This is a genomic window from Acinetobacter tjernbergiae DSM 14971 = CIP 107465 (assembly GCF_000374425.1).
Classification (GTDB): Bacteria; Pseudomonadota; Gammaproteobacteria; order Pseudomonadales; family Moraxellaceae; genus Acinetobacter; species Acinetobacter tjernbergiae.
Map to the genome: position 1 here is coordinate 25,699 of NZ_KB894371.1, position 21,590 is coordinate 47,288.

General features: G+C 40.2%; 20 protein-coding genes. 11 read left to right on the plus strand and 9 right to left on the minus strand.

Annotated elements, in window-relative coordinates:
• Positions 1–96 precede the first annotated feature (96 nt).
• Genes glmM through recJ form a run of 3 tightly spaced genes read left to right on the plus strand, consistent with a single transcriptional unit; the run spans position 97 to position 3,804 of the window.
• On the plus strand, positions 97–1,434 hold the full coding sequence (gene glmM, locus C502_RS0113660; RefSeq protein WP_018679383.1) for a phosphoglucosamine mutase: 1,338 nt from the start codon (positions 97–99) through the stop codon (positions 1,432–1,434).
• Positions 1,435–1,446: 12 nt separating this feature from the next.
• Complete coding sequence (gene pdxH / locus C502_RS0113665) at positions 1,447–2,103, plus strand: pyridoxamine 5'-phosphate oxidase (protein WP_018679384.1); 657 nt, start codon at positions 1,447–1,449, stop codon at positions 2,101–2,103.
• Positions 2,104–3,804, plus strand: coding sequence for a single-stranded-DNA-specific exonuclease RecJ (gene recJ, locus C502_RS0113670; RefSeq protein WP_018679385.1), 1,701 nt, complete (start codon positions 2,104–2,106; stop codon positions 3,802–3,804).
• Positions 3,805–3,851: 47 nt separating this feature from the next.
• Here the strand turns inward: recJ and C502_RS0113675 are convergent, their stop codons facing one another.
• Entirely contained in the window at positions 3,852–4,763 is a 912-nt protein-coding gene (locus C502_RS0113675; RefSeq protein ID WP_018679386.1) for a putative porin, read from the minus strand.
• 217 nt (positions 4,764–4,980) lie between these two features.
• Complete coding sequence (locus C502_RS0113680; protein WP_018679387.1) at positions 4,981–5,748, minus strand: putative porin; 768 nt, start codon at positions 5,746–5,748, stop codon at positions 4,981–4,983.
• Between the two features lie 389 nt (positions 5,749–6,137).
• Between C502_RS0113680 and prfB the strand changes: the two genes are divergently transcribed.
• The 3 genes from prfB (at position 6,138) to C502_RS0113695 (ending at position 8,809) form a co-directional block, all read left to right on the plus strand.
• Positions 6,138–7,233 (plus strand): peptide chain release factor 2 gene (gene prfB / locus C502_RS0113685; protein WP_154650425.1). Its coding sequence is split into 2 segments (ribosomal slippage): positions 6,138–6,209 and positions 6,211–7,233, totalling 1,095 coding nucleotides; the frame shifts between segments, so codons are not numbered across the junction.
• Positions 7,234–7,395: 162 nt separating this feature from the next.
• The gene (locus C502_RS0113690; RefSeq protein ID WP_018679389.1) at positions 7,396–7,698 is read left to right on the plus strand and encodes an ArsR/SmtB family transcription factor; all 303 of its coding nucleotides are present in this window, start codon (positions 7,396–7,398) and stop codon (positions 7,696–7,698) included.
• Positions 7,699–7,744: 46 nt separating this feature from the next.
• On the plus strand, positions 7,745–8,809 hold the full coding sequence (locus tag C502_RS0113695) for an alkene reductase (RefSeq protein ID WP_018679390.1): 1,065 nt from the start codon (positions 7,745–7,747) through the stop codon (positions 8,807–8,809).
• Positions 8,810–8,862: 53 nt separating this feature from the next.
• Here the strand turns inward: C502_RS0113695 and C502_RS0113700 are convergent, their stop codons facing one another.
• Entirely contained in the window at positions 8,863–9,879 is a 1,017-nt protein-coding gene (locus C502_RS0113700; protein WP_018679391.1) for an SRPBCC family protein, read from the minus strand.
• A gap of 154 nt (positions 9,880–10,033) precedes the next feature.
• Here C502_RS0113700 and C502_RS0113705 point away from each other — a divergent pair, with 154 nt between their 5' ends.
• Together C502_RS0113705 and C502_RS0113710 are read left to right on the plus strand one after the other, a co-directional pair.
• A complete protein-coding gene (locus C502_RS0113705; protein ID WP_018679392.1) occupies positions 10,034–11,350 on the plus strand; it encodes a 3-deoxy-D-manno-octulosonic acid transferase in 1,317 nt (438 codons plus the stop codon).
• Positions 11,347–12,060 (plus strand): 16S rRNA (uracil(1498)-N(3))-methyltransferase, encoded by a 714-nt coding sequence (locus C502_RS0113710; RefSeq protein WP_018679393.1) that lies wholly within the window; start codon positions 11,347–11,349, stop codon positions 12,058–12,060. The genes C502_RS0113705 and C502_RS0113710 overlap by 4 nt, the downstream gene beginning before the upstream one ends.
• On the opposite strand, the gene C502_RS0113715 is transcribed toward C502_RS0113710, so the two are convergent.
• Both C502_RS0113715 and C502_RS0113720 read right to left on the minus strand, forming a co-directional pair.
• Positions 12,049–13,017 (minus strand): mechanosensitive ion channel family protein, encoded by a 969-nt coding sequence (locus C502_RS0113715; protein ID WP_018679394.1) that lies wholly within the window; start codon positions 13,015–13,017, stop codon positions 12,049–12,051. The two genes, C502_RS0113710 and C502_RS0113715, sit on opposite strands and share 12 nt — an antisense overlap.
• A 134-nt stretch (positions 13,018–13,151) precedes the next feature.
• Positions 13,152–13,721, minus strand: a complete 570-nt coding sequence (locus C502_RS0113720) for a DUF805 domain-containing protein (protein WP_018679395.1) — start codon at positions 13,719–13,721, stop codon at positions 13,152–13,154.
• A 283-nt stretch (positions 13,722–14,004) separates the two neighbouring features.
• Here C502_RS0113720 and acs point away from each other — a divergent pair, with 283 nt between their 5' ends.
• Positions 14,005–15,948 (plus strand): acetate--CoA ligase, encoded by a 1,944-nt coding sequence (gene acs, locus C502_RS0113730; RefSeq protein ID WP_018679397.1) that lies wholly within the window; start codon positions 14,005–14,007, stop codon positions 15,946–15,948.
• Between the two features lie 59 nt (positions 15,949–16,007).
• Here acs and C502_RS0113735 read toward each other — a convergent pair whose 3' ends face one another.
• Positions 16,008–16,550, minus strand: a complete 543-nt coding sequence (locus C502_RS0113735; protein WP_018679398.1) for a cysteine hydrolase family protein — start codon at positions 16,548–16,550, stop codon at positions 16,008–16,010.
• Between the two features lie 104 nt (positions 16,551–16,654).
• Between C502_RS0113735 and C502_RS0113740 the strand changes: the two genes are divergently transcribed.
• The gene (locus tag C502_RS0113740) at positions 16,655–17,068 is read left to right on the plus strand and encodes an Lrp/AsnC family transcriptional regulator (RefSeq protein WP_018679399.1); all 414 of its coding nucleotides are present in this window, start codon (positions 16,655–16,657) and stop codon (positions 17,066–17,068) included.
• A gap of 76 nt (positions 17,069–17,144) precedes the next feature.
• Here C502_RS0113740 and sfnG read toward each other — a convergent pair whose 3' ends face one another.
• The gene (gene sfnG, locus C502_RS0113745) at positions 17,145–18,251 is read right to left on the minus strand and encodes a dimethylsulfone monooxygenase SfnG (RefSeq protein ID WP_018679400.1); all 1,107 of its coding nucleotides are present in this window, start codon (positions 18,249–18,251) and stop codon (positions 17,145–17,147) included.
• A 27-nt stretch (positions 18,252–18,278) separates the two neighbouring features.
• The gene (msuE, locus tag C502_RS0113750) at positions 18,279–19,019 is read right to left on the minus strand and encodes an FMN reductase (protein WP_018679401.1); all 741 of its coding nucleotides are present in this window, start codon (positions 19,017–19,019) and stop codon (positions 18,279–18,281) included.
• Between the two features lie 352 nt (positions 19,020–19,371).
• Between msuE and C502_RS0113755 the strand changes: the two genes are divergently transcribed.
• Positions 19,372–20,022: a response regulator gene (locus C502_RS0113755; protein WP_018679402.1), complete on the plus strand. Its 651-nt coding sequence runs from the start codon at positions 19,372–19,374 to the stop codon at positions 20,020–20,022.
• Between the two features lie 123 nt (positions 20,023–20,145).
• Here the strand turns inward: C502_RS0113755 and omp33-36 are convergent, their stop codons facing one another.
• Positions 20,146–21,063, minus strand: coding sequence for a porin Omp33-36 (omp33-36, locus tag C502_RS0113760; protein WP_018679403.1), 918 nt, complete (start codon positions 21,061–21,063; stop codon positions 20,146–20,148).
• Positions 21,064–21,590 lie beyond the last annotated feature (527 nt).

Here is a 21,590-nt window from a genome sequence, read left to right on the forward strand (position 1 = left end):
TCAGTTCGCTGACGGTTTTTTGGTTTTGGTGTAAAGTAAAACAGATCAAAAATGATATGACGACACGTCATATAAAGATAAGAAAGTGAGTAAAGAATGAGCTATTTTGGAACTGATGGAATTCGTGGCAAATTTGGACAGATGCCGATCACCCCTGAATTTGCATTAAAATTAGGCTTTGCCGCAGGGAAAGTATTAAAACGAAATAGTCCCCAAAATAAACCGATTGTTGTATTAGGTAAAGACACACGTTTGTCGGGTTATATTCTAGAGGCTGCATTACAAGCAGGTCTCAATGCTGCGGGTGTTTATGTTCATTTATTGGGGCCATTACCTACGCCAGCCATTGCACATTTAACTCGTGCTTTACATGCTCATGCAGGCATTGTGATTTCCGCATCGCATAACCCTTATTTTGATAATGGGATTAAGTTTTTCTCTGGTGAAGGCAAGAAACTTCCAGATACTTTACAAGATGAAATTAATCAAGAGCTTGAAAAAGATTTAGTCATTGATGACACCGCTAACTTAGGAAAGAGTGTGCGTGTCAAAGATGCCAATGGTCGTTATATCGAGTTCTGTAAGTCGACATTCCCTTATCACTTTGATCTTCGTAATCTGAAAATTGTGGTGGATTGTGCCAATGGTGCAGCTTATAGCGTAGGGCCATCCGTCTTCCGTGAATTAGGCGCGAAAGTGATTCCGCTTTATAACGATCCTGATGGTTTAAATATTAATGAAAACTGTGGATCAACGCATCCAGAACAGTTACAAAAAGCCGTGATTGAACACCAAGCGGATATCGGGATTGCTTTTGATGGCGATGCAGATCGTGTGGTAATGGTGGATAAGCATGGTCAACTAATTGACGGTGATCATATTCTTTATATTCTAGCGACACAGGCAAATCATAAGCCAGCAGGTGTGGTTGGAACAGTGATGAGCAATATGGCGCTTGAGTTGGCATTAGCAAAGGCGGACGTTGGTTTTGTTCGTGCTAAAGTTGGCGATCGTTATGTATTACAGTCACTTGAAGAAAATAACTGGTCAATTGGTGGTGAGCCTTCAGGTCATATTTTGACTTTGGATAAGAGTACAACAGGTGATGCGATTATTGCTGCACTACAAGTTTTAACGGTGATGGTTGAACAAGGTAAAGCATTACATGAACTTGTGGCAGGTTTGGAGTTATTCCCACAAGTATTAATCAATGTTCGTTTACAGCAGATGATCGACCCGTATGCTGTCCCTGCTTTAGTTGCAGAATTTGAAAAAGCGGAACAACAGTTGAAAGGCCGTGGGCGTATTCTGATTCGTAAATCAGGGACTGAGCCGATGATTCGTGTGATGGTTGAGGGAGATCAGCAACAGGAAGTGGAAACTTTAGCCCAACATTTAGCAGATGCAGTACGTGCTCATGCTCAGGCTGCCTAAGGGAGCGCAATAATGAATGATGTCATTAAAGATCTCAGTGAGCTTCGTTTAAGTTATGAACAAGACGAGTTACATGAAGCGCAGATTAGTGATAACCCTCATTTGCAATTTTTGAGCTGGTTTAATCATGCACTGGCTGCGAATTTACATGAACCGTATGCGATGTCTTTGGCAACTGCAAATGCTCAAGGTCGTCCGCATGTACGTACAGTCTTGTTACGGGGTGCGACCGAAGCAGGTTATGACTTCTATACTAATTATGATAGTCAGAAAGGATTAGACCTTGCGGAAAACCCTTATGCTGAATTGCTATTTTACTGGCCGAGTATAGAGCGTCAGGTACGTATTGGTGGTAAGGTTGTGAAGATTTCTGAACAAGAGTCGACCGATTATTATCATAAGCGCCCACGTGACAGTCAGATCGCAGCGCATATTAGTACGCCACAAAGTGGCACGATTGAAAGCCGTGAGTTATTACAACAGCGCTTTCAAGATTTGCAAGACCAAGTGGGTGAGCAAGCGCAACTTGCGAAACCAGAATTTTGGGGCGGCTATCGCCTAGAGGCGGATTATTACGAGTTCTGGCAAGGGCGACCGAATCGTCTGCACGATCGTTTAAGCTATGAAAAACACAATGGACTTTGGATTCTCCAACGCTTGATGCCATAAATGACACAGATTCAAATTCAACAAAGACCATTTTTGACACGCCCTGAACAATTTCAGGGCGTGCCGCCTTTTATGGCAGAAATATTGGCAAGACGTGGTGTTCAGTCTGAGCAAGAACTTGAGCTAAAACTCAAACATATCATGCCACCCCATTTAAAAGGACTGGATGCGGCTGTTGAATTGATTGATCAGGCTATAGATCGACAGCAACAAATCGTCATCATTGGCGACTATGATGCGGATGGTGCGACCAGTACAGCACTTATGATCTTAGTGCTTAAAGAAATGGGGGCGAAAGTTGAATATTTAGTACCTGATCGCTTTAAGTATGGTTATGGCTTAACCCCTAAAATTGCTGAGCTTGCAAAGCAAAGCTATCAACCTGATGTATTGATTACCGTTGATAATGGTATTTCTAGTCATGCAGGTGTAGAAACTGCACAGGCATTGGGAATGCAAGTGATCATTACGGATCATCACTTAACCACAAAACCCACCCCTAATGCTGAAGCAGTGGTGAATCCGAATCAACTCGGTTGTGATTTTCCAAGTAAAGCCCTTGCAGGCGTTGGAGTTGCTTTCTATGTTTTGGCGAAGTTGGCAAGTTACCGTACCCAACAAGGCAAAAGCAGCACTAAAGTGACCCAATATTTAGATCTGGTTGCTTTGGGAACCTATGCTGATGTTGCAAGTTTGGACTATAACAATCGTATTTTGATTGATACAGGTCTAAAGCGAATCCAACAATATCAATGTCGTGCAGGAATCCTCGCATTATTGGATATTGCGAAACGTGATGCTGCGACTTTACGTGCTCAGGATCTAGGCTTTGTTGTTGGACCACGTATCAATGCGGCTGGTCGAATGGAAAGTATGCGGATTGGGATTGAGTGCTTACTCGCAGCGAATATGGCAGAGGCCTATCCAATTGCACAACAGCTCAATCAGTTGAATATTGAACGTCGTCAAGTTGAGACGGAAATGAAGCAGCAAGCCCTCAATGCCTTGCAGCATATTCAATTGGAAACAGAACATCTGCCCGTAGCCTTGGTCATGTTTGATGAACAATGGCATCAGGGGGTGATTGGGATTGTGGCTGGACGTTTAAAAGAACAGTTTCATCGTCCAAGTTTGGTGTTTGCACCAGATGAGGATGGGATTCATATCAAAGGCTCTGCACGTTCAATTGAGGGAATTCACATTCGCGATCTTATTGAACAGGTCGCAGAACGATACCCACATTTAGTGAGTCATTTTGGTGGACATGCAGCAGCAGCAGGTTTAACGCTCAGAAAAGAAAACTTTGATGAATTCAAAACTGTTTTTACACAATGTATTGCTGAAATGGATGAAGATTTATTTCAAGCAGTCTTATGGACAGATGGGCAGCTAGAGCATTCAGATCTGCATTTATCAACTCTGGATTGTATTGAACAGCTTGGACCTTGGGGACAGAAGTTTCCATTCCCCCAATTTGAAGGGCGATTTAACGTTATTGATTCTCGTTGGCTCAAAGACCAACATTTAAAATTAAAACTGGCATCTGGACAACAGTCGATTGATGCGATTGCTTTTAATGCAATTGATCGTTTTAAGTTTGACTCTGCTCTTGGTTATGTTGATTTAGTTTATACCTTAGAGCGTAATGTTTTTAATGGAAACACCAGTTTACAACTGCATATTGTGCATTTAAAGCAATAAAAAAATCCGCTCACAAGAGCGGATTTTTTTATATAACAAAGGATAAATTAGAAACGGAACGTACCATTGATGCCATAAGAATCAACATCCTCAACGGTTGTATAACCTACACCTAAAGCAAATTGAGACGTGATGAATTTCTGTGCACGAATGTTAAAGATACTATCTGAATCATCTGCTGTTGAGTCAGCAAATGAGAGACCGATACTTAGTGTTGGATCAAGATAAAGATCAGCACCTAAACGATAAGTTGTTTCATCACCAATATATGTTTGTGCTTCAAAATTAGTGTAATAGCCACCAATTTCAGAAACATATTTTGCACGAAGAGACACTGCTGTATCCTCATCTTCGCCAGTTACAACCGCAGCATTTGCTAAAGTTGTAATAAAACCATGTTTAGTGACTTGTGTTGGGTCGACACTTTCAGATAAATCGGTAATGCCAACTGCTAATAATAAACCATTAATTGGTAAGAAGCCTGCTTCAACAGAATAATCTGTACCATCTGTACTTTCACTTTCTGAATAGCCAAAAACTTCTGCGGTATTTTTTACATCTGTTTTGTTCAGGCTACCAGAAATGTAAAACTGTGAATCTGGAATATAAAATTCACCATTAAGCCCGATTATATTGAACTCTTGTTTGTAGTTAGCAGTTATGGCAGGGCTATTCCAAAATAACTCATTTTCAGAAAAACCCATTTGACCTGACTGTTTAGCATAAGCATAACCTAAACCAAGATTTGATGCTTTATCTAAAAATGCAGCCTCAGCTAAAGGGGCATTACGTGTTTCAACTGGGTTGAAGTAATATTGACCACTGACAGTAACAGTATTGATTTTTCCTTCTTCAATCTCTGTATGTTCATATGATCCATTGACTTCGGTTTGATATGCATTTGCATTAAAACCAATAAAAGAAGATAGAATTGCTGTAATTAAGCTGAGTTTATTCATTGAAGACCCCTTATTAAAATTAAATCATTTATTAATATTTTATTACATGGGTAGTTTAATGAAAAAAATTAAAACGTAAAATTATAAATGACTAGAAAAAATAAATAATTTTTTAATATAAATGAGAATATAAGATTATTTTTATGAATAAAAAAATACCCTGTAAAATATTTACAGGGTATTTTCTCGTATATCTTTTCTATAAATAGTCTATTGATTAGAAGCGATATGCACCACGAATACCATAAGTATTATAGTCATCACCAAAACCAACACGACCTTCTAAACTTACTTGTTGATTGAGGAATTTCTTCGCAGAAATACCCCACTCATCGCGTTTCGTTAAGTCATTGTTGTAGTAGTCTGCACCAACACTTAGCGTTTTATCTAGATAGTAGTCGCCTTTTACACGGTATTCATCAAGATCACCAAATGCACCGTAAGCTTCTAAGTTAATATCTTTTCCGCCGACTTGAGTTACATATTTAGCGCGGACAGTTGGGTCTGCACCATCTTTACCATTTTTCTCATCATAGCCTTTTACACCTAGTGCAAGTAATAAGCCTGGTGCTGGTAAATAACCGACTTCTGCACCGTAGGTTGTTACTTTTTGATCGATGGCAGCTTTGTCTACTTCAAACTCGCTACGACCTAAATTACCACTTAAGTAAAAATCACTATTGGGTACAAAATATTCTACGCCTGCACCATATTGTGAGTCTTTTACGCCATTATTATTGGCATAATCAACTTTTGCTTTTACATTACTCGCACGATTTAAGAAGGCTGCTTCAGCAAGTGGTGCGTTACGTGTTTGGACTGGATTGAAATAATAAGTACCATCTACACCAAAACTATGAGTACTATCAAAATGATCCTGATCTGTATAAGTATATGAACCACCAACCTCAGCTTGATACGCATGAGCAGTACCTGTTACTGCAAGTGCAGATAGAAGTGCTGATGCTATTGCTAATTTTTTCATGGTTATGCCCCTGTTGAGATAATGAACCAAAAGAATATTAATTACATGTTTTGTTACAACTTTAAGTCTAGTATAAATTTCTCAGCCGTCAATCTTCAGAAAGTAATCGGACTGTACAAATGTAAGAAATATGTAAGTTAAATCTTGTATATTATTGATTTTTAAATATTAATATTAGTGTTTTGATTTATTAAAACTTAGGATAGATTGTGTTGATTCGTATTTTTACTGTAATTGGCAGCTAATTTGAGCGTGAAAATAAAACGATAGACGTGACCATCATCGGTCTGTCATTTGGCAGGTATGCGTTAAAAAATACATGGCTGTGTCGTGTAAAGCAGTTATGTTAAAATAATAAATTGAGTGAAAAATATTGTGGGAAAACACGCGTGGAAATTAATCCGTATTTAATTCAATTGAAAGATTTATCTGATCGTAGTCAAACACTACGGGGGTATCTTTGACTACGATCTAAAGGCTGAGCGTTTAGAAGAAGTTTTAAGAGAACTCGAAGACCCGACGATTTGGAATGATCAAAATCGTGCGCAAGCGATTGCGAAAGAAAAGGGCAGTTTAGAAAATACCATTGGCGTATTTGACCGTCTTGCTGAACAGTTAGATGATGCCAAAGCCATGCTTGATCTAGCGGTTGAAGCCGATGATGAAAGTTTGCTTGAAGATGTACAAGCGGAGTTAGATAGTGCTGAAAAGGCATTAGGCGATCTTGAATTCCGCCGTATGTTTAGCAACCCAATGGATCCAAATCCATGCTTCCTTGAAATTCAATCGGGTTCAGGTGGGACAGAAGCACAAGATTGGGCATCGATGTTATTGCGCATGTATTTACGCTGGATCGAGCGCCATGGTTTTAAAGGTGAGTTAATGGAAGTATCAGACGGTGATGTTGCGGGTATTAAATCTGCAACCATCCGTGTTGATGGTGAGTTTGCTTATGGCTGGTTGCGTACCGAAAGTGGCGTGCATCGTTTAGTACGTAAGTCACCATTTGACAGTAATAACAACCGTCATACTTCATTTTCTGCGGTGTTTATCTCACCTGAGATTGATGACAATATCGAAATTGATATTAATCCGTCGGATGTACGTACTGATACTTATCGTGCTTCGGGTGCGGGTGGTCAGCACATTAACAAAACCGATTCTGCGGTTCGCTTAACACACGCACCAACAGGGATCGTGGTGGCTTGTCAGAACCAGCGTTCACAGCATGCCAACCGTGACCATGCGTGGAAGCAATTACGTGCCAAGCTCTATGAATTAGAGATGAGTAAACGAAATGAAGCGGCGCAGGCTTTGGAAGATTCGAAGTCAGATATTGGTTGGGGCAGTCAAATTCGCTCTTATGTGTTAGATGACTCACGTATCAAAGATTTGCGGACTGGTGTAGAGAATTCAAATACCAAAGCAGTCTTAGATGGTGATTTGGATCGGTTTATTGAAGCAAGTTTGAAACAAGGTCTATAAGTTTTAATCCACTTAAAACGGCAATCTCGTTCAGCATTTGAATGTTAATCGAAAAAACATGATATTAATATCGAAAAATACGGATATTAATATTTATAAAATTCGATATACTAAATTCAGATGCTGAACAAAGCTTTGCCTGTTGAGAAACATGGTGAGTCTATGGATATTGATGTTATAAGCAAGGCCTTAGCCAATCCATTACGTCGAGAAATTTTGCAATGGCTGAAAGAGCCTGAGCAATTTTTACCGATACAGGAATGTGGTGGCAGTTTTGAACGAGGCGTATGCGCAGGTCATATCGAACGTTTAGGCAAAGTTGCGCAGTCGACCATGTCAAATCATTTGTCTGTATTACAACAGGCAGGTTTGATTAAGGTTGAAAAATATGGTCAATGGTCATATTTTACCCGCAATGAAGCTTTGATTCAGCAATACATCGAACATTTAAAACAAGCACTTTAAAGGGCTCATTTTGATAACCCTGTAACAAGTGTAAGTTGAGGCGATCATGGCTGAACTAAATTCTGCGTTACAAGTAGGTGATTTTACAATTAAAAATCGCTTGGTTTTGGCACCATTAACGCGAGCACGTAGTGGTGCAGCGCGCGTTCCGAACGATTTAATGGTGGAATATTATCAACAACGTGCCAATGCAGGTTTAATCCTGACAGAAGCAACAGTTATTAGTCCAAAAGCGGTTGGTTATGCCAATACGCCAGGCTTATGGTCGCAAGAGCAAGCTCAAGCGTGGAACAAAATTGTTGAAGCTGTACATGCTCAGGGTTCAAAGATTGTGGTTCAGCTCTGGCATGTTGGTCGTATTTCACATCCTGATTTATTGGATGGTGATATTCCTGTCGCACCAAGTGCGATTCAACCCGCAGGTGAAGTGAGTTTACTGCGTCCAAAACGTCCTTTCGTTACCCCTCGTGCTTTATCGCATGAAGAAATCCAAGAAATCGTCGCACAATATAAGCATGCGGCTGAATTGGCAAAAGTGGCGGGTTTTGATGGTGTTGAGTTGCATGCAGCCAATGGTTATTTGATTGACCAATTCTTGCAAAGTACGACCAATCATCGTGATGATGAATATGGTGGTTCGATTGAAAATCGCGCACGTTTATTATTACAAGTGGTCGATGCATTTATTGAGGTTTGGGGCGCTGGGCGTGTGGGTGTCCACCTTGCACCACGTGCAGATTCGCACGATATGGGCGATGCAGATCCATTAGCGACTTTTGGTTATGTGGTTGAACAATTAGATCAACGCAATATTGGTTTTATTTTCACGCGTGAATATGCAGCAGCAGATAGTTTACAACCACAACTCCGCCCTAAATTTAAAGGGGTGTGGATTGCCAATGAGAAATTAACACCAGCTTCTGCAAAACAGATTTTAGAAACTGAGCAAGCAGATGCAGTCGCATTTGGTTTGGCTTATATTGCCAATCCTGATTTATTAGAACGTTTAGAACATGATTTGGCTTTAAATCAGGTTCAATTTGATACTTTATATGGCGCTGGTGCAGCGGGTTATACCGATTATCCTGTATTGGAAAAGTTAGAAGCTTAAGTAAAGCAAAAAACCTCCTAGCAGATTGAATCTGCGAGGAGGTTTTTGACAATTTAAGTTTGGGATGTCTGGATGGCCTGTTCACTTCTATTTTTGTAGAAATCCAAAATCACATTGGAAAAATCATGCACCATCAATTGTGCAATCTGATTGGCATAAAAATTGACTTCGGTGCTGATTCGATAATCAATTTTTAGCGTGAGCTTAGTTTGCTGATCATTGATGGGTGTCAGTTCAAATGAAGTATATCGAAGGTCAAAATACTTCCCGCCAATACTGACATGATCATCTAGCGCACCTTGAGGAATGGACGTTGGCGAGAAACGATAGGTCCAACTGAGATATTGATTGGGTTTGGATTGTTGAATGATTTCTTCAAAATGAATATTTTTTTGCCATGTTGAATAACGGATCAATCCTTCATTCGTCGGTTGAGTCAGCCCAGAAACAGGATAAGGCACACCAATGCTGTATAACACGCTCGGTTTAAATTCTTGTGGTTGAATATTGTCGGCATGATTGAGTTGTTGCCAAATGACCTTGGCAGGGGCATTGATGAGAATACTTTGATCAACATGATCATAATGCAGTTGGGTTTTCTCAGGGAGAGGCAGCAGAATAAATGGTAATAATACGAGGCTGTAAATGCCCTTATTGGGTTTCCATATTTTGTAACACAGCCCTTTCATGAGTAAAGCACCCGTCAGCATACCGACCAATAAAATCGGGGTCATAATTACAACGCAAATGGCACCTTCACGTAGCACAACAATGGAAAACAATAAGAGAAAAACGAGAAAAATAATAATCACTTTAAAACTATGTATAAATGAAACAGCTTTTCGGTAATTCTGGATATATACAATGAGTGCGCCAATAATAAAGGGAACCACAAGTAAAAAACTGGCTTTCATTAATGCGCCTAAGTGACTGGCTAGAAGCGCCCATAAGCAGCACAGTAACGCTAGAATTAAAAAAGGGAGAATAATTTGAAAGGGATGACGGGGTGGATATGCTTGTGCCGTTTCTTCAGAAGGTGGCTTGATTTGTTTGAACCAATCAGGTTGCATCGTTTTTCTCAAAATGGATTATTCTTTGTTCTAAGATATCATTTTTCTTTATAAAGAAATATTTAATCAAAGTGCAACATACAATAATCAATTGTCAATGCATACGAAACTTCCGCATAATGAGCTGAAATCAAATTCTAAATTATGGTCTAGGATGGCGCAGCAAAACGCAGTACAGCAAACACCATTTTGGTATAACTTTTTACTGATATGTCTCAAGCCTTTATATCGTTGGAAAATTAAACAACGGGCTGAAAGTGATGCGCTATTTCAACAAGAATGTCTAGAACGTTTTGGACCGTTTCAACCGCCTAAAAATTTAAATACGATTTGGTTTCATGTGGTATCGGTTGGAGAAACCAATGCTGCTCAACCTTTGATTGAGCACTATCTAAAACTTGGACACACAGTTTTAGTGACCAACACCACCAAGACTGGACAAGCCAGAGCCAAGAGCTTATTTTCCCAAAAATATCCTGCACTTTTTCAGGCGGTGTATTTGCCTGTTGATCAAAAGCCATTACTGAAACAATTTTTTGAGCTGTATCAACCGAAACTTCTTGCTCTAGTTGAAACTGAAATTTGGCCAAATTTGATCGCACAAGCCAAACAGCAACACATCCCATGTATCTTATTGAATGCGCGTCTGTCAGAAAAATCTGCCAAAGGTTATGGCAAAGTTCGCCGCTTAACTCAGCCGATGTTGCAGCAACTCACATGGTTGTTGGCTCAGGACATAGCGACACAGCAGCGTTATGTTGATTTAGGGTTAGATCAAAGCAAAAGTCAGGTGGTTGGTAATATTAAATTTGATATCGCTGCGCCAGAGCAGTACGTGCTGCAAGCGGAACAATTAAAACAAGATTGGCAATTGGCAGATCGGCAGGTCATCGTACTTGCAAGTACACATGCGCCTGAAGAAGAAAGTCTGCTGAAACAATTACAGCCACATTTAAATTCAAATCCCAATTTACTCTGCATTGTCGTGCCGCGTCATCCTGAGCGTTTTGATGAGGTGTATAAAGTCTGCCAAAGTTTAAACTTAAATACGCAACGCCGTAGTCTTAAACAGCCAATCCAAACTGATACACAGGTTTTTCTGGCAGATAGTATGGGCGAAATGTGGCTGTGGTATGCGCTGAGCCAAGCTTGTTTTGTTGGTGGTTCATTGAATGAGCCGGGTGGCGGACACAATATTTTAGAACCGATGGTTTTAGATGTACCGACTGTGATTGGTCCACGCTATTTTAATTTCCAAAGTATCGTGGATGAGTTTGTGGCTGAACATGGACTTTTGATTGGAACAGATGCTGCACAAGTGGTACAGCAACTTTTGAGTTGTTTAGATGACCGAATACAGGCTCAGCAATTGATTGAACAGGCTGAATTGGTTCTGCAACGAAATAAAGGCTCACTCCAAAAGCATATTCAATTGATTGACCATTATTTAGAATTCAAAGCTTTGTTATGAATATTGTTTTACTTGAGCCTGATCAAATCACGACAACGGATGATGTCTGGCAGATTGAAAATCCGCGTCAATTACAACATTTACGACAGCATATTCAGTTGAATTGTGGAGATACTTTAAAAGTCGGCGTGCGTAACGGTCAACGCTATCTTACGGAAGTAATATCTGTTTCTGAACAACAGATTCGCATAAGACCGATTCAGCTGGAAGCCATTCCTGAAAAGCTGCCTGTACATTTAATTCTGGCTTTACCACGTCCTAAAGTATTGCGCCGTATCATCATGGATGCGGTGACTTTAGGCGTGGAACGGATCAGTCTGATTCACAGTTACCGAGTGGATAAGAGCTATTGGCAAACACCGTTTTTACAGCAACTGAATGATTATGTGACCTTAGGTTTAGAGCAAGCAGGCGACACGATTGCACCAGAAATTCAGTTGTATAAACGCTTTAAACCGTTTGTTGAAGATGTCTTGCCTACATTTATTTCGGATCAAAAACCTGCTTATGTCGCACACCCTTATGCAGAACAGCAGATGCCACATGCGATTCAGCATTCATGTAGTCTGATTGTTGGTCCAGAAGGGGGATTTATTCCGTATGAGGTTGATCTGCTCAAAAAAAATGGCTGCCAAGCAATGAGCTTAGGCAACCGAATTTTACGAACTGAAACGGCGGTATCGCATATTTTAGGGCGATTATTTATCTAGGTTGATTGGCTCTGATTGATCACCACGATAGACTTTAACTTCCTGTACTGGATAAGGAATCGAAATTCCTTTTTCATCGAAGGCGGTCACGACAAGTTCTTGAATTTCACTAATTGATGCAGATGTGGTGGTTTCTGTGGTATTCACCCACCAACGCACGGTTAAATTAATTGAGAAATCTGCAAGTGCGGTGACATTGACCGAGAAACCGGGTTGACTCAGTACATTAAGATTACGATCAAGAATATCGAGAATAATTTTCTTGGCTTTTTGCATATCATCTTCATAACCAATCCCGACCATAAACTCACAACGACGACGCTGATAGGCATTGTTGACGATAACGGCACTGGTATATACTGTGGCGTTTGGAATCACGATACGGCGACCATCAGGTGAGCGTAAAAAGGTTGCGCGAATTTGGATATCTTCAACATTACCTTCCAAACCATTCACAACAATATCATCGCCAATGCGGAAAGGTTCACTGAGTAAAATCAAAATCCCTGAAAGTAGATTCTGAAAAATATCTTTAAAAGCAAAACCGATCGCAACTGAACCGATTCCTAAAGCTCCGATGAGTTGACTTGGGGTAAAGCCTGGAATAGCGATGACCAATGCAATTAAAAAACCAAAGAATAGAATAAAAGTGCTTCCGACACGGTTGAGAACCAATACTAAATTTTGTCGGGTGTAGCTACGGTTTTCCAAAGTTTTGCGAATAAAGAATTTAAATAACTTAGTCAGTAGCCAAAAAATGACAAATACTGTGATCGCAATACAGATATAGGGCACACGCTCCCAAAAGCTGTCCATGATTTTATCGATGGTGGTATAGGCATCATGATATTTTTCAGTATGTGCCAATACCGTTTGCGTGGTCTTCGCACCGGCTTGATGAATCAATTCACCAGTATCTTTAGCGACTTCAGTTAATGTCGTTTGCTCATTTGCCACAAGAAATCTCGATTTCGCAACGTAAGGAATAAATTAGGGGAGCCATCATAATGAATTTATCCTGATCATGCATGATAAATTCCGTAACGGTTTGCACGCATGATTTACGCAAACTTTAGCTGTTGGATGAATCCTTAAAAATATTCCGTTGTATTTTGCAAGATCTGGGTTGGTGTATCCCAAAAGTCAGGGCTAGCAAAATAATAGCTAAAGATAAACATGGCAAAAATCGTAATCAAACTGAATATAATCATGATCCATGCAAGTAGCTTCTCCCATGCTGCGGATGGGCGAATATCGCCATAATCATTGCGATGAGGTGTACCTGCGGCAAGTAGGACATAAAGAATAAAAAAGAACTGAATCATCGGAACCAATAATAATAGGCAGAGCCATCCCGTTTTATTCAGATCGTGTAGTCGGCGGATTAAAAACACAATCTGAAAATAAAAGCCTGCAAACCACAGTGCCGTCAGCGCAATTGCACCGATCCCAGAGAATGCCGATAAAATAGGTTCATGAACTTGGACATTATTGACACTGAAACTGGCTGAAATTGCAAGAATGAGAGTGAAAAGAACAGACCAACTGATGCTGAGTAAACCATACCAACCGAGATAGCTGAGACGGTTAAAGCGTCCTTTAATGGATAGGGGGTGGTCGTTTTTTGGACTGATCTGTGGTGGTCGGGCTTGATTGAACATAATGAATTCCTATTTTTCTGATTATTAAATCTTTTAAGGTTTTGGCAATGATCAAAATAATCACTTATTTTAAGAGTAAAAAGCATAGACAAGCAGTTCAAATTTAAATTATTTTGAGTAAATTTTTGAAAACAATTTGGTCGTCAAAACACAACATTCTTACGACCAAAGCCGCATTGTTTGCTCTTGTAAGTGGTGATCATACTGCTAGAGAAAACAAAACATACCCGAAAAATAGATGTGTATATCTAAGGTATGAAATAAAAAACAAAGGAAGTGAGCTATGAAAGAAATCTACCCAGTGCCTGATAAATTCAAAGAAATGGCAAGAACCTCGGAAGCAGACTATTTCAAACGTTATCAGGATTCAATCGAGCAGCCTGAAGCATTTTGGGCAGCAGAAGCACAAAACATTGACTGGATTAAGCCATTTACACAGGTCAAAAATACCAGTTTTAATCAAGATCATTTCAAAATCGAATGGTTTGCTGATGGGGAACTGAACGTCTCTGCAAACTGTTTAGATCGTCATTTAAAAGATAACCCTCTAAAGCCTGCGATTATTTGGGAAGGTGATCACCCTTCACGCCATAAAATCATTTCTTTTGCTGAACTGCATGATGAAGTCTGTCGGTTTGCCAATGTATTAAAAAAACAAGGCCTTACTAAAGGCGACCGTGTGGTGCTGTACATGCCAATGGTGCCAGAAGCAGCGATTGCCATGTTGGCTTGTGCCCGCATTGGTGCGGTGCATTGTGTGGTATTTGGTGGGTTCTCACCAGACTCATTGGCCAGCCGTATTGATGATAGTCAGGCAAAATTAGTCATTACTGCGGATGCGGGCATGCGTGGTGGTAAGCTGATTCCACTGAAAGAAAATGTCGATGCTGCACTCGAAATTGAGGGAACCAGTAGTGTTGAAAACGTAATTGTGGTGCATCGTACAGGGAATCCGATTCAGTTTAATGCGCCACGTGATGTTTGGTATCACCTTGCGATTATGGAAGTGGATGAGCATTGCCCACCTGAACCAATGAAAGCAGAAGACCCGTTATTCATTCTGTACACCTCAGGTTCTACAGGGAAACCGAAAGGCGTATTACATACGACAGGTGGTTATTTAGTCTACGTCAACACCACGTTTAGAGAAGTCTTTGATTTACGCGAAGATGATGTGTATTGGTGTACCGCAGATGTGGGTTGGATTACAGGACATAGTTATTTACTGTATGGTCCACTCAGTAATGCCACCACCACCGTGATGTTTGAGGGTATTCCACAATACCCAACATGGGCACGTATTGGTCATGTGATTGATAAGCACAACATTACCATTCTATACACGGCACCAACGGCAATTCGCGCCATGATGCGTGAAGGCGATGCTTATGTACGTGAAAGTGATCGCAGCAGCTTACGTTTACTGGGTTCAGTCGGTGAGCCGATTAACCCTGAAGCATGGAATTGGTATCACGAAGTTGTTGGAGAAGGGCGTTGCCCAATTGTCGATACTTGGTGGCAAACTGAAACTGGTGGAATTTTAATTTCGCCTCTTCCAGGTGCAACCGCACTCAAACCGGGTTCAGCAACACGTCCATTCTTTGGAGTACAGCCTGCGTTAGTCGATGGCGAAGGGAATGAATTAGATGGTGCTGCCGAAGGTAATCTAGTAATCAAAGACTCATGGCCAGGGCAAATGCGAACCATTTGGGGTGATCCAGAGCGTTTTATCGAAGCTTATTTTTCCACCTTTAAAAATTATTATTTTACTGGCGATGGCGCACGTCGAGATGCTGATGGTTACTATTGGATCACAGGGCGTGTTGATGATGTACTGAACGTTTCAGGACATCGTCTAGGCACAGCCGAGATCGAAAGTGCTTTGGTCGCACATGAGGCGGTTGCAGAGGCTGCGGTTGTCGGTATGCCACATGATATTAAAGGTCAGGGCATTTGTACTTTTGTCACTTTACAAGCTGATGTCGCGGAATCTGAAGAGCTGCGTAAAGAGTTGGTCAATTGGGTACGTAAAGTACTTGGCCCTGTGGCAACACCTGATGCCTTGCATTGGGCACCTGCTTTACCAAAAACACGTTCAGGTAAAATCATGCGCCGTATCTTGAGAAAGATTGCGGCTAATGAATTGGATAGCTTAGGCGATACGTCAACGTTGGCTGAACCTGCGGTTGTTGAGGCTTTAATTCTGACAGTCTATCCAAACCGATAAATCTAGTTCAAATGTGAAAAGAGCGTTCGATTGAACGCTCTTTTTTTTATCTATATTATTTAACTGTGTGCTAAAAAATCTGCTGTGTTTTGTACCGTAGCGAAGAAACCTAGTGCAGATAAGAATGCCGTTTGTACATCGGCTGCTTTGACAGTTTTGCCATCATGTGCAAGATCCCGAGTTGCAGTCGCATCGGCGATCACAATTGGTTGGTAGCCAAGTTCTTTCGCTGCACGTGTACCTGAATCAATACAGATATGGGTCATCATGCCAGTCATCACTAGCTGCTCAACTTGATGCTGCTGTAATAACGCTTGAAGATTGGTTTCTAGAAAGCTATTGGGGAAATGCTTTTCGACAATCAGTGATTGATCTGTGACTTTAAGTTGTGGATGCAATTCAATACCCACGGTATTTTCCTGAAAAAAACTGGCTGAGGCAGGATTAATATGCTGAATATAAATAATTGGCAAATTGTTTTGAATAAAATGATCTTCTAATTGGTTGGTTTTCGCCAGAGCGAGGTCTGGATTGACCAATTCCATTTTGCCATTTTTAAAATAATCGTTTTGAACATCAATAATCAGTAAGGCTTGTTTCATCACTTTTTCTTCCAGCGTTAAGATAAAACAAGAGTAGGGAACGAACCCAAGATCGGCTATAGTCAGATGAAAGCATTGTTGCTGGTTTTCTTTCGTAATGAAAAATGAATATTGAACTTGATCCTATCGACTTAAAAATTATTGAATTGCTGAAACAAGATTCGCGTTTAAGTCATAAAGAAATAGGACAGCGAGTGCATCGTACTGGACAAGCAGTTGGAGCGCGTATTGCCCAATTGATGGATGCAGGAATCATCAAAAATTACACTATTGCGATCAAGTATGAACATAAGCAGTTTATTCAATTGTTTTTAAACGAACAACAAGCTTTTATTGAGGTAGAGCGCTTGGTTAAACAATACGAACAGGTCGATGAATGCTTTAAAGTTCTAGGGAACGCTTGTTACATGATCGTGAGTCACTTTAATCCATCACAATTGAATGAATTTATTGAGCAGCTTTCACAGTGGTGTCGTTATTCTGTAGAGATCGTGATACGAGAAATTGAAACTACTTAAAATAAAAAGCCCCAAGCCGAGTCTTGGGGGAAGATTTGCCATTTCTTTTATTTTTCTTCTTATTCAGTACTAAAAACTAAGCTGATTTTGCTGCGAGACGCTGTTCCTGTTGTTGCTCAAGTTGACGGACTAGCGGTAGAACTTTTTCGCCAAAATATTCAACTTCTTCAATAAAGTGAAGAAAGCCTGATAAAACAAGATCAACCCCTACATTTTTTAAGTCCACAATCCGTTCCACAATTTGCTGCGGTGTACCGATGAGATTGGTTTTAAAACCATCGTTATATTGCACCAAATCATCAAAGGTGGATGTTGCCCAATTCCCCTCACGCTCAGGGGTGGCTGCACCTGCTTCACGGGTCGCATCACCAAAGGCATTCACCGCTTCGACATTGGCTTGTACAATAATCTCATTCAGTACCGCTTTGGCTTCTTCTTCAGTGTCACGGGCGATGATAAAGGCATTCACGCCAATCTTGACCTGTCGATTGACCAGTCTAGCTTTGTTACGGACATCATCGATCTGCTTTTTGATTTCTTCAACGCTATTGCCATTGGTGAAATACCAATCTGATACACGTGCAGCCATATCACGTGCCGCACGTGAGCTTCCACCTTGAAACACTTCGATAGAGGGTTTTTGCAGTGGTTTTGGCTTGAGGGTGTAATTCTGAAATTGGTAATATTTGCCCTCAAAGCTGTAATTGTCGGTCGTCCAGATGCCTTTGATAGTGCGGATAAATTCTTCTGAACGCCTATAGCGTTCATCGTGTTCAGGCCAAGGTTCGCCAATCGCATCAAATTCACCACGGAACCAGCCACTCACCACATTAATCGCAATACGACCTTGAGTCAGATAGTCAATGGTTGCTAGCTGTTTCGCCGCAAGCACAGGTTTCCAAGGGCCAGGTAGAATCGCTGCAATTACTTTGAGTTTTTTAGTCTGAGCCAATAGGGCATGACTAAAACTGACCGATTCATGTTGGTTTTCTGCACCATAGCCAGCGGTAAAACGGATTTGGGTGAGCGCATATTCGAAGCCGCTGCGTTCTGCGGCTTGTGCCAGTCGCACGTTATAGTCATAGCTCCAGTCGGTACGTTGTTCGATATCGCTGACAACGAGACCACCACTTACATTGGGAACCCAGTAGGCAAATTTAATTGCTGATGTTGTTATTGTCATCGTTGTATCCTCCATAAAAGATATGGTTTATGCGACGTGGGTTAAATTCTTGGCTGACTTCGGGTGTAAGCGAGATTCGGCTGCATCTAAATCGGGCACAGCCGCCGATGGGAGCACTTCTGCCTGTTCAATCTGTTTGTTAATGCCGAGATTCTGATTCGCTTGTTCAGTTTTAGTTTTGATTGCCGCAGCACGTTGGCCTTTGGCAGGTGCCCATTCCAAAATAGGTAAAGCACGTGCCACAGCTAAGGTGATGCGATCAGACAATTGCTCGCTTTTAACCGTATATTCAGGGGTGAAATCACGATCGGTCGCATAGACACCAATCGGTAGTGTCTGTGCTTGGAAGAAGCTAAATAGTGGGCGTAATTGATGTTCGAGAACCAAAGCATGACGATCACTTCCACCTGATGCAGCCAACAAAACAGGGACATCGACCAAAGCAGTTTGCTCAACAAAGTCGAAGAAATGTTTAAATAAGCCTGTAAATGAAGCACGATAAACAGGTGTTCCAACAATCAATGCATCTGCGGCTTCAACAGCAGCTAGATCATCTTGAACACGTTGCGGTAACTGATTTCGGTAAATCGCTCCGCCAAGTAGAGGTCCAATTTCACTTAATTTGACGAAATGTATTTTGATATCAATTGCTTCTGAAAGTTCATCAATAATGGCTTGAACTAAACTTTCCGTTTTTGACGGACTATTTAAACCACCAGAAACGGCAACAATATTAAGGGGAGTTGAGACAGTATTATGATGAGACATGGTCACTACCTAAAAAGATCATTTCGAATTAGGATCTATTTATCTACATGACGGTCTAGGCTGTAAAATAAGGAAATGCTGCAAGCTTATCTTTTTTATAGATATCTCAAACTATCCCAAAGTTAAAAAAATAAAATGAATTTAATGCTCTGTTTCTATTCGATATTTCTGTATAGTGATGCTTAATTAGCCTGAGTTGTGTGAGTTATATCAATATTTGCATTATTTTTCATTTATTGGAAATAAACATGTATTGATGCTTGACCAACAGTTTAGTTAAAAATAGGCTAAGATAGGCTGATTTTGAATAAACACCGTACAGTGACGTACTTACAGATTGCGTAAAGCGCTTATGAATATTTTAATTGTAGACGATCATCCTTTATTTAGACATGCTTTGATTCAAGCGGTTCGCTATAGCATTCCTCAAGCACAGATTCAGGAAACTGCGGATGTCGATGAATTCTATGAAAAGTTAGAACATGGTTCTGAGCCTGATTTAGTTTTACTCGATTTAAATCTACCAGGTGCATCTGGTTTTTCTGCTTTGGTGTATGTACGAGCACAATATCCAGCGATTCCAATCATCGTTGTATCAGCACATGAAGAAGTTTCAATCATTCAGCGCGCGATTGCACATGGTGCGATGGGCTATATCCCAAAATCGTCACATCCAAGTCATATTGGTGAAGCGATTAAACATGTGTTAGAGGGTGAAATTTGGTTACCACCGAATTTACCAAAACATGCTGGATTTGATCCAAGGGCTGCTGACGAAACAGCATTGGCAGAACGTCTACAATCACTTACACCACAACAGTTCCGTGTATTGATGATGGTTGCTGAGGGTTTGCTAAATAAGCAGATTGCTTATGAGCTAGATGTCTCTGAAGCAACGATTAAAGCGCATGTCACCGCTATTTTTCGTAAATTAGGTGTGCAAAATCGTACTCAAGCGGTATTGGCGATTAGTGCTTTAAACATTGAAGATAAGAAGATGTAAGACATTGAAATGAGGATGTCAGTTCTCATTTTATTGAACATCAGTAAATAAAAAAACCAGTTCAAAAGAACTGGTTTTTTTATTATGAATTTTGGGTTCGATAGACCGAACTCAAATCCAATATTAGAAACGGAACTTTGCGTTTACGCCAATCGTTTGAATATCCGCATTTATGCCCATACCGCCTACAACTACTTCTTTTGCATTTGCATTTACATAGCTAGCACCTACAGCAACTGCTGGAGTGATGAAGTAATTTACGTTCGCACCCCAAGCAGATTTGATTGGTGAGAAGTTGTCGCTAGCTTGATCAGAACTGTAGTTAGCCTGAGCATATGAAGCACCAACGCTTAGCTTAGGCGTTAAGTAAAGATCAGTTTTTAAACCATAAGCTTTGTTTTCACCATATACAAGGTTAGACTCAAAACCAACAGCCATATTTGTACCGTCGATGTTACCTACATATTTAGTACGCGCAGTAACAACATCTTGTTTTTCGCCAATAATCAATGAATCAGCAACAGTGTTAAATACACCATTTTCTAGAACATTGTTAGCATCTAAAGCGATTTGATCTGATACGCGAGTATAACCTACTGCAACTAAGAAATTAGGTGCTACTAATGCACCAACTTCTAATGAATAGCGGTCACCGTTGTCTTTCTCATCTTCAAACTTAGTTTGAGAGTGGCTATAAGATGCACTAGCGTAAGCTGGTACATAAGGTGTTGGAAGATATGCTTCACCTTTTGCACCAAATGAATTGTTTTTAATGGTTGCAGATTCATCACCACTTAATTTAGCAAAGCTATACGCAGCAGAAACATTCGATGCTTGGTTCAAGAAAGCAGCTTCAGCTAAAGGACCTTTAGATGCATCTACATTTTTAAGGTAAACAGTACCTTGAGCAGCACCAGTAAAGTCTTTGTCATTCAAATCTGTAGCATTGATGAATTCAGACTGACCTTGAACTTCTACTTGGTAAGCGTGAGCACCGGTCATGGCTAATAATAAAGCAGTGGCTAAACCGAGTTTTTTCATAATAATTTCCAGCTTTTACAGTAAGGAGTAAAGTTGGATTTCATTCTATTGTAACAAAATATGAAGTCAATGTAATAAATGATATGTTCCGATAAGTGAACAGCCAATAAATATATTGTGCTTAAAAAAGAGACAAGTGTATTTTTTGTTGTCAACTGTTATTAAAATATAGTATGAACAGATAGATAGATCCAATTTTTGTACTAAAAAATCTTAAAAATATAAGTGAAAATACCTGAATTTCTATTGTTTTAAACGATCATTTTAATCGGTTTTTTCATTCAAATTGGTCGTGAAATTGTAATAATTACGTCCTCTAATTTGTGATGTACGCCTCATTAATTTCAATTATTGGTGATTAAAGTTAATATTTTTTGAAATTTCATGCAAAAAATTCATTATCTAGAGTAGAAAAGGAAGTGTAATTGTTTAAATGAATTAGTAAAAACGATTGCAAATATAAATCTGATCTATTTAATCGACTTTACTTTTTGAGATGTAATTCACATAATGTATCTCGAGAGGTA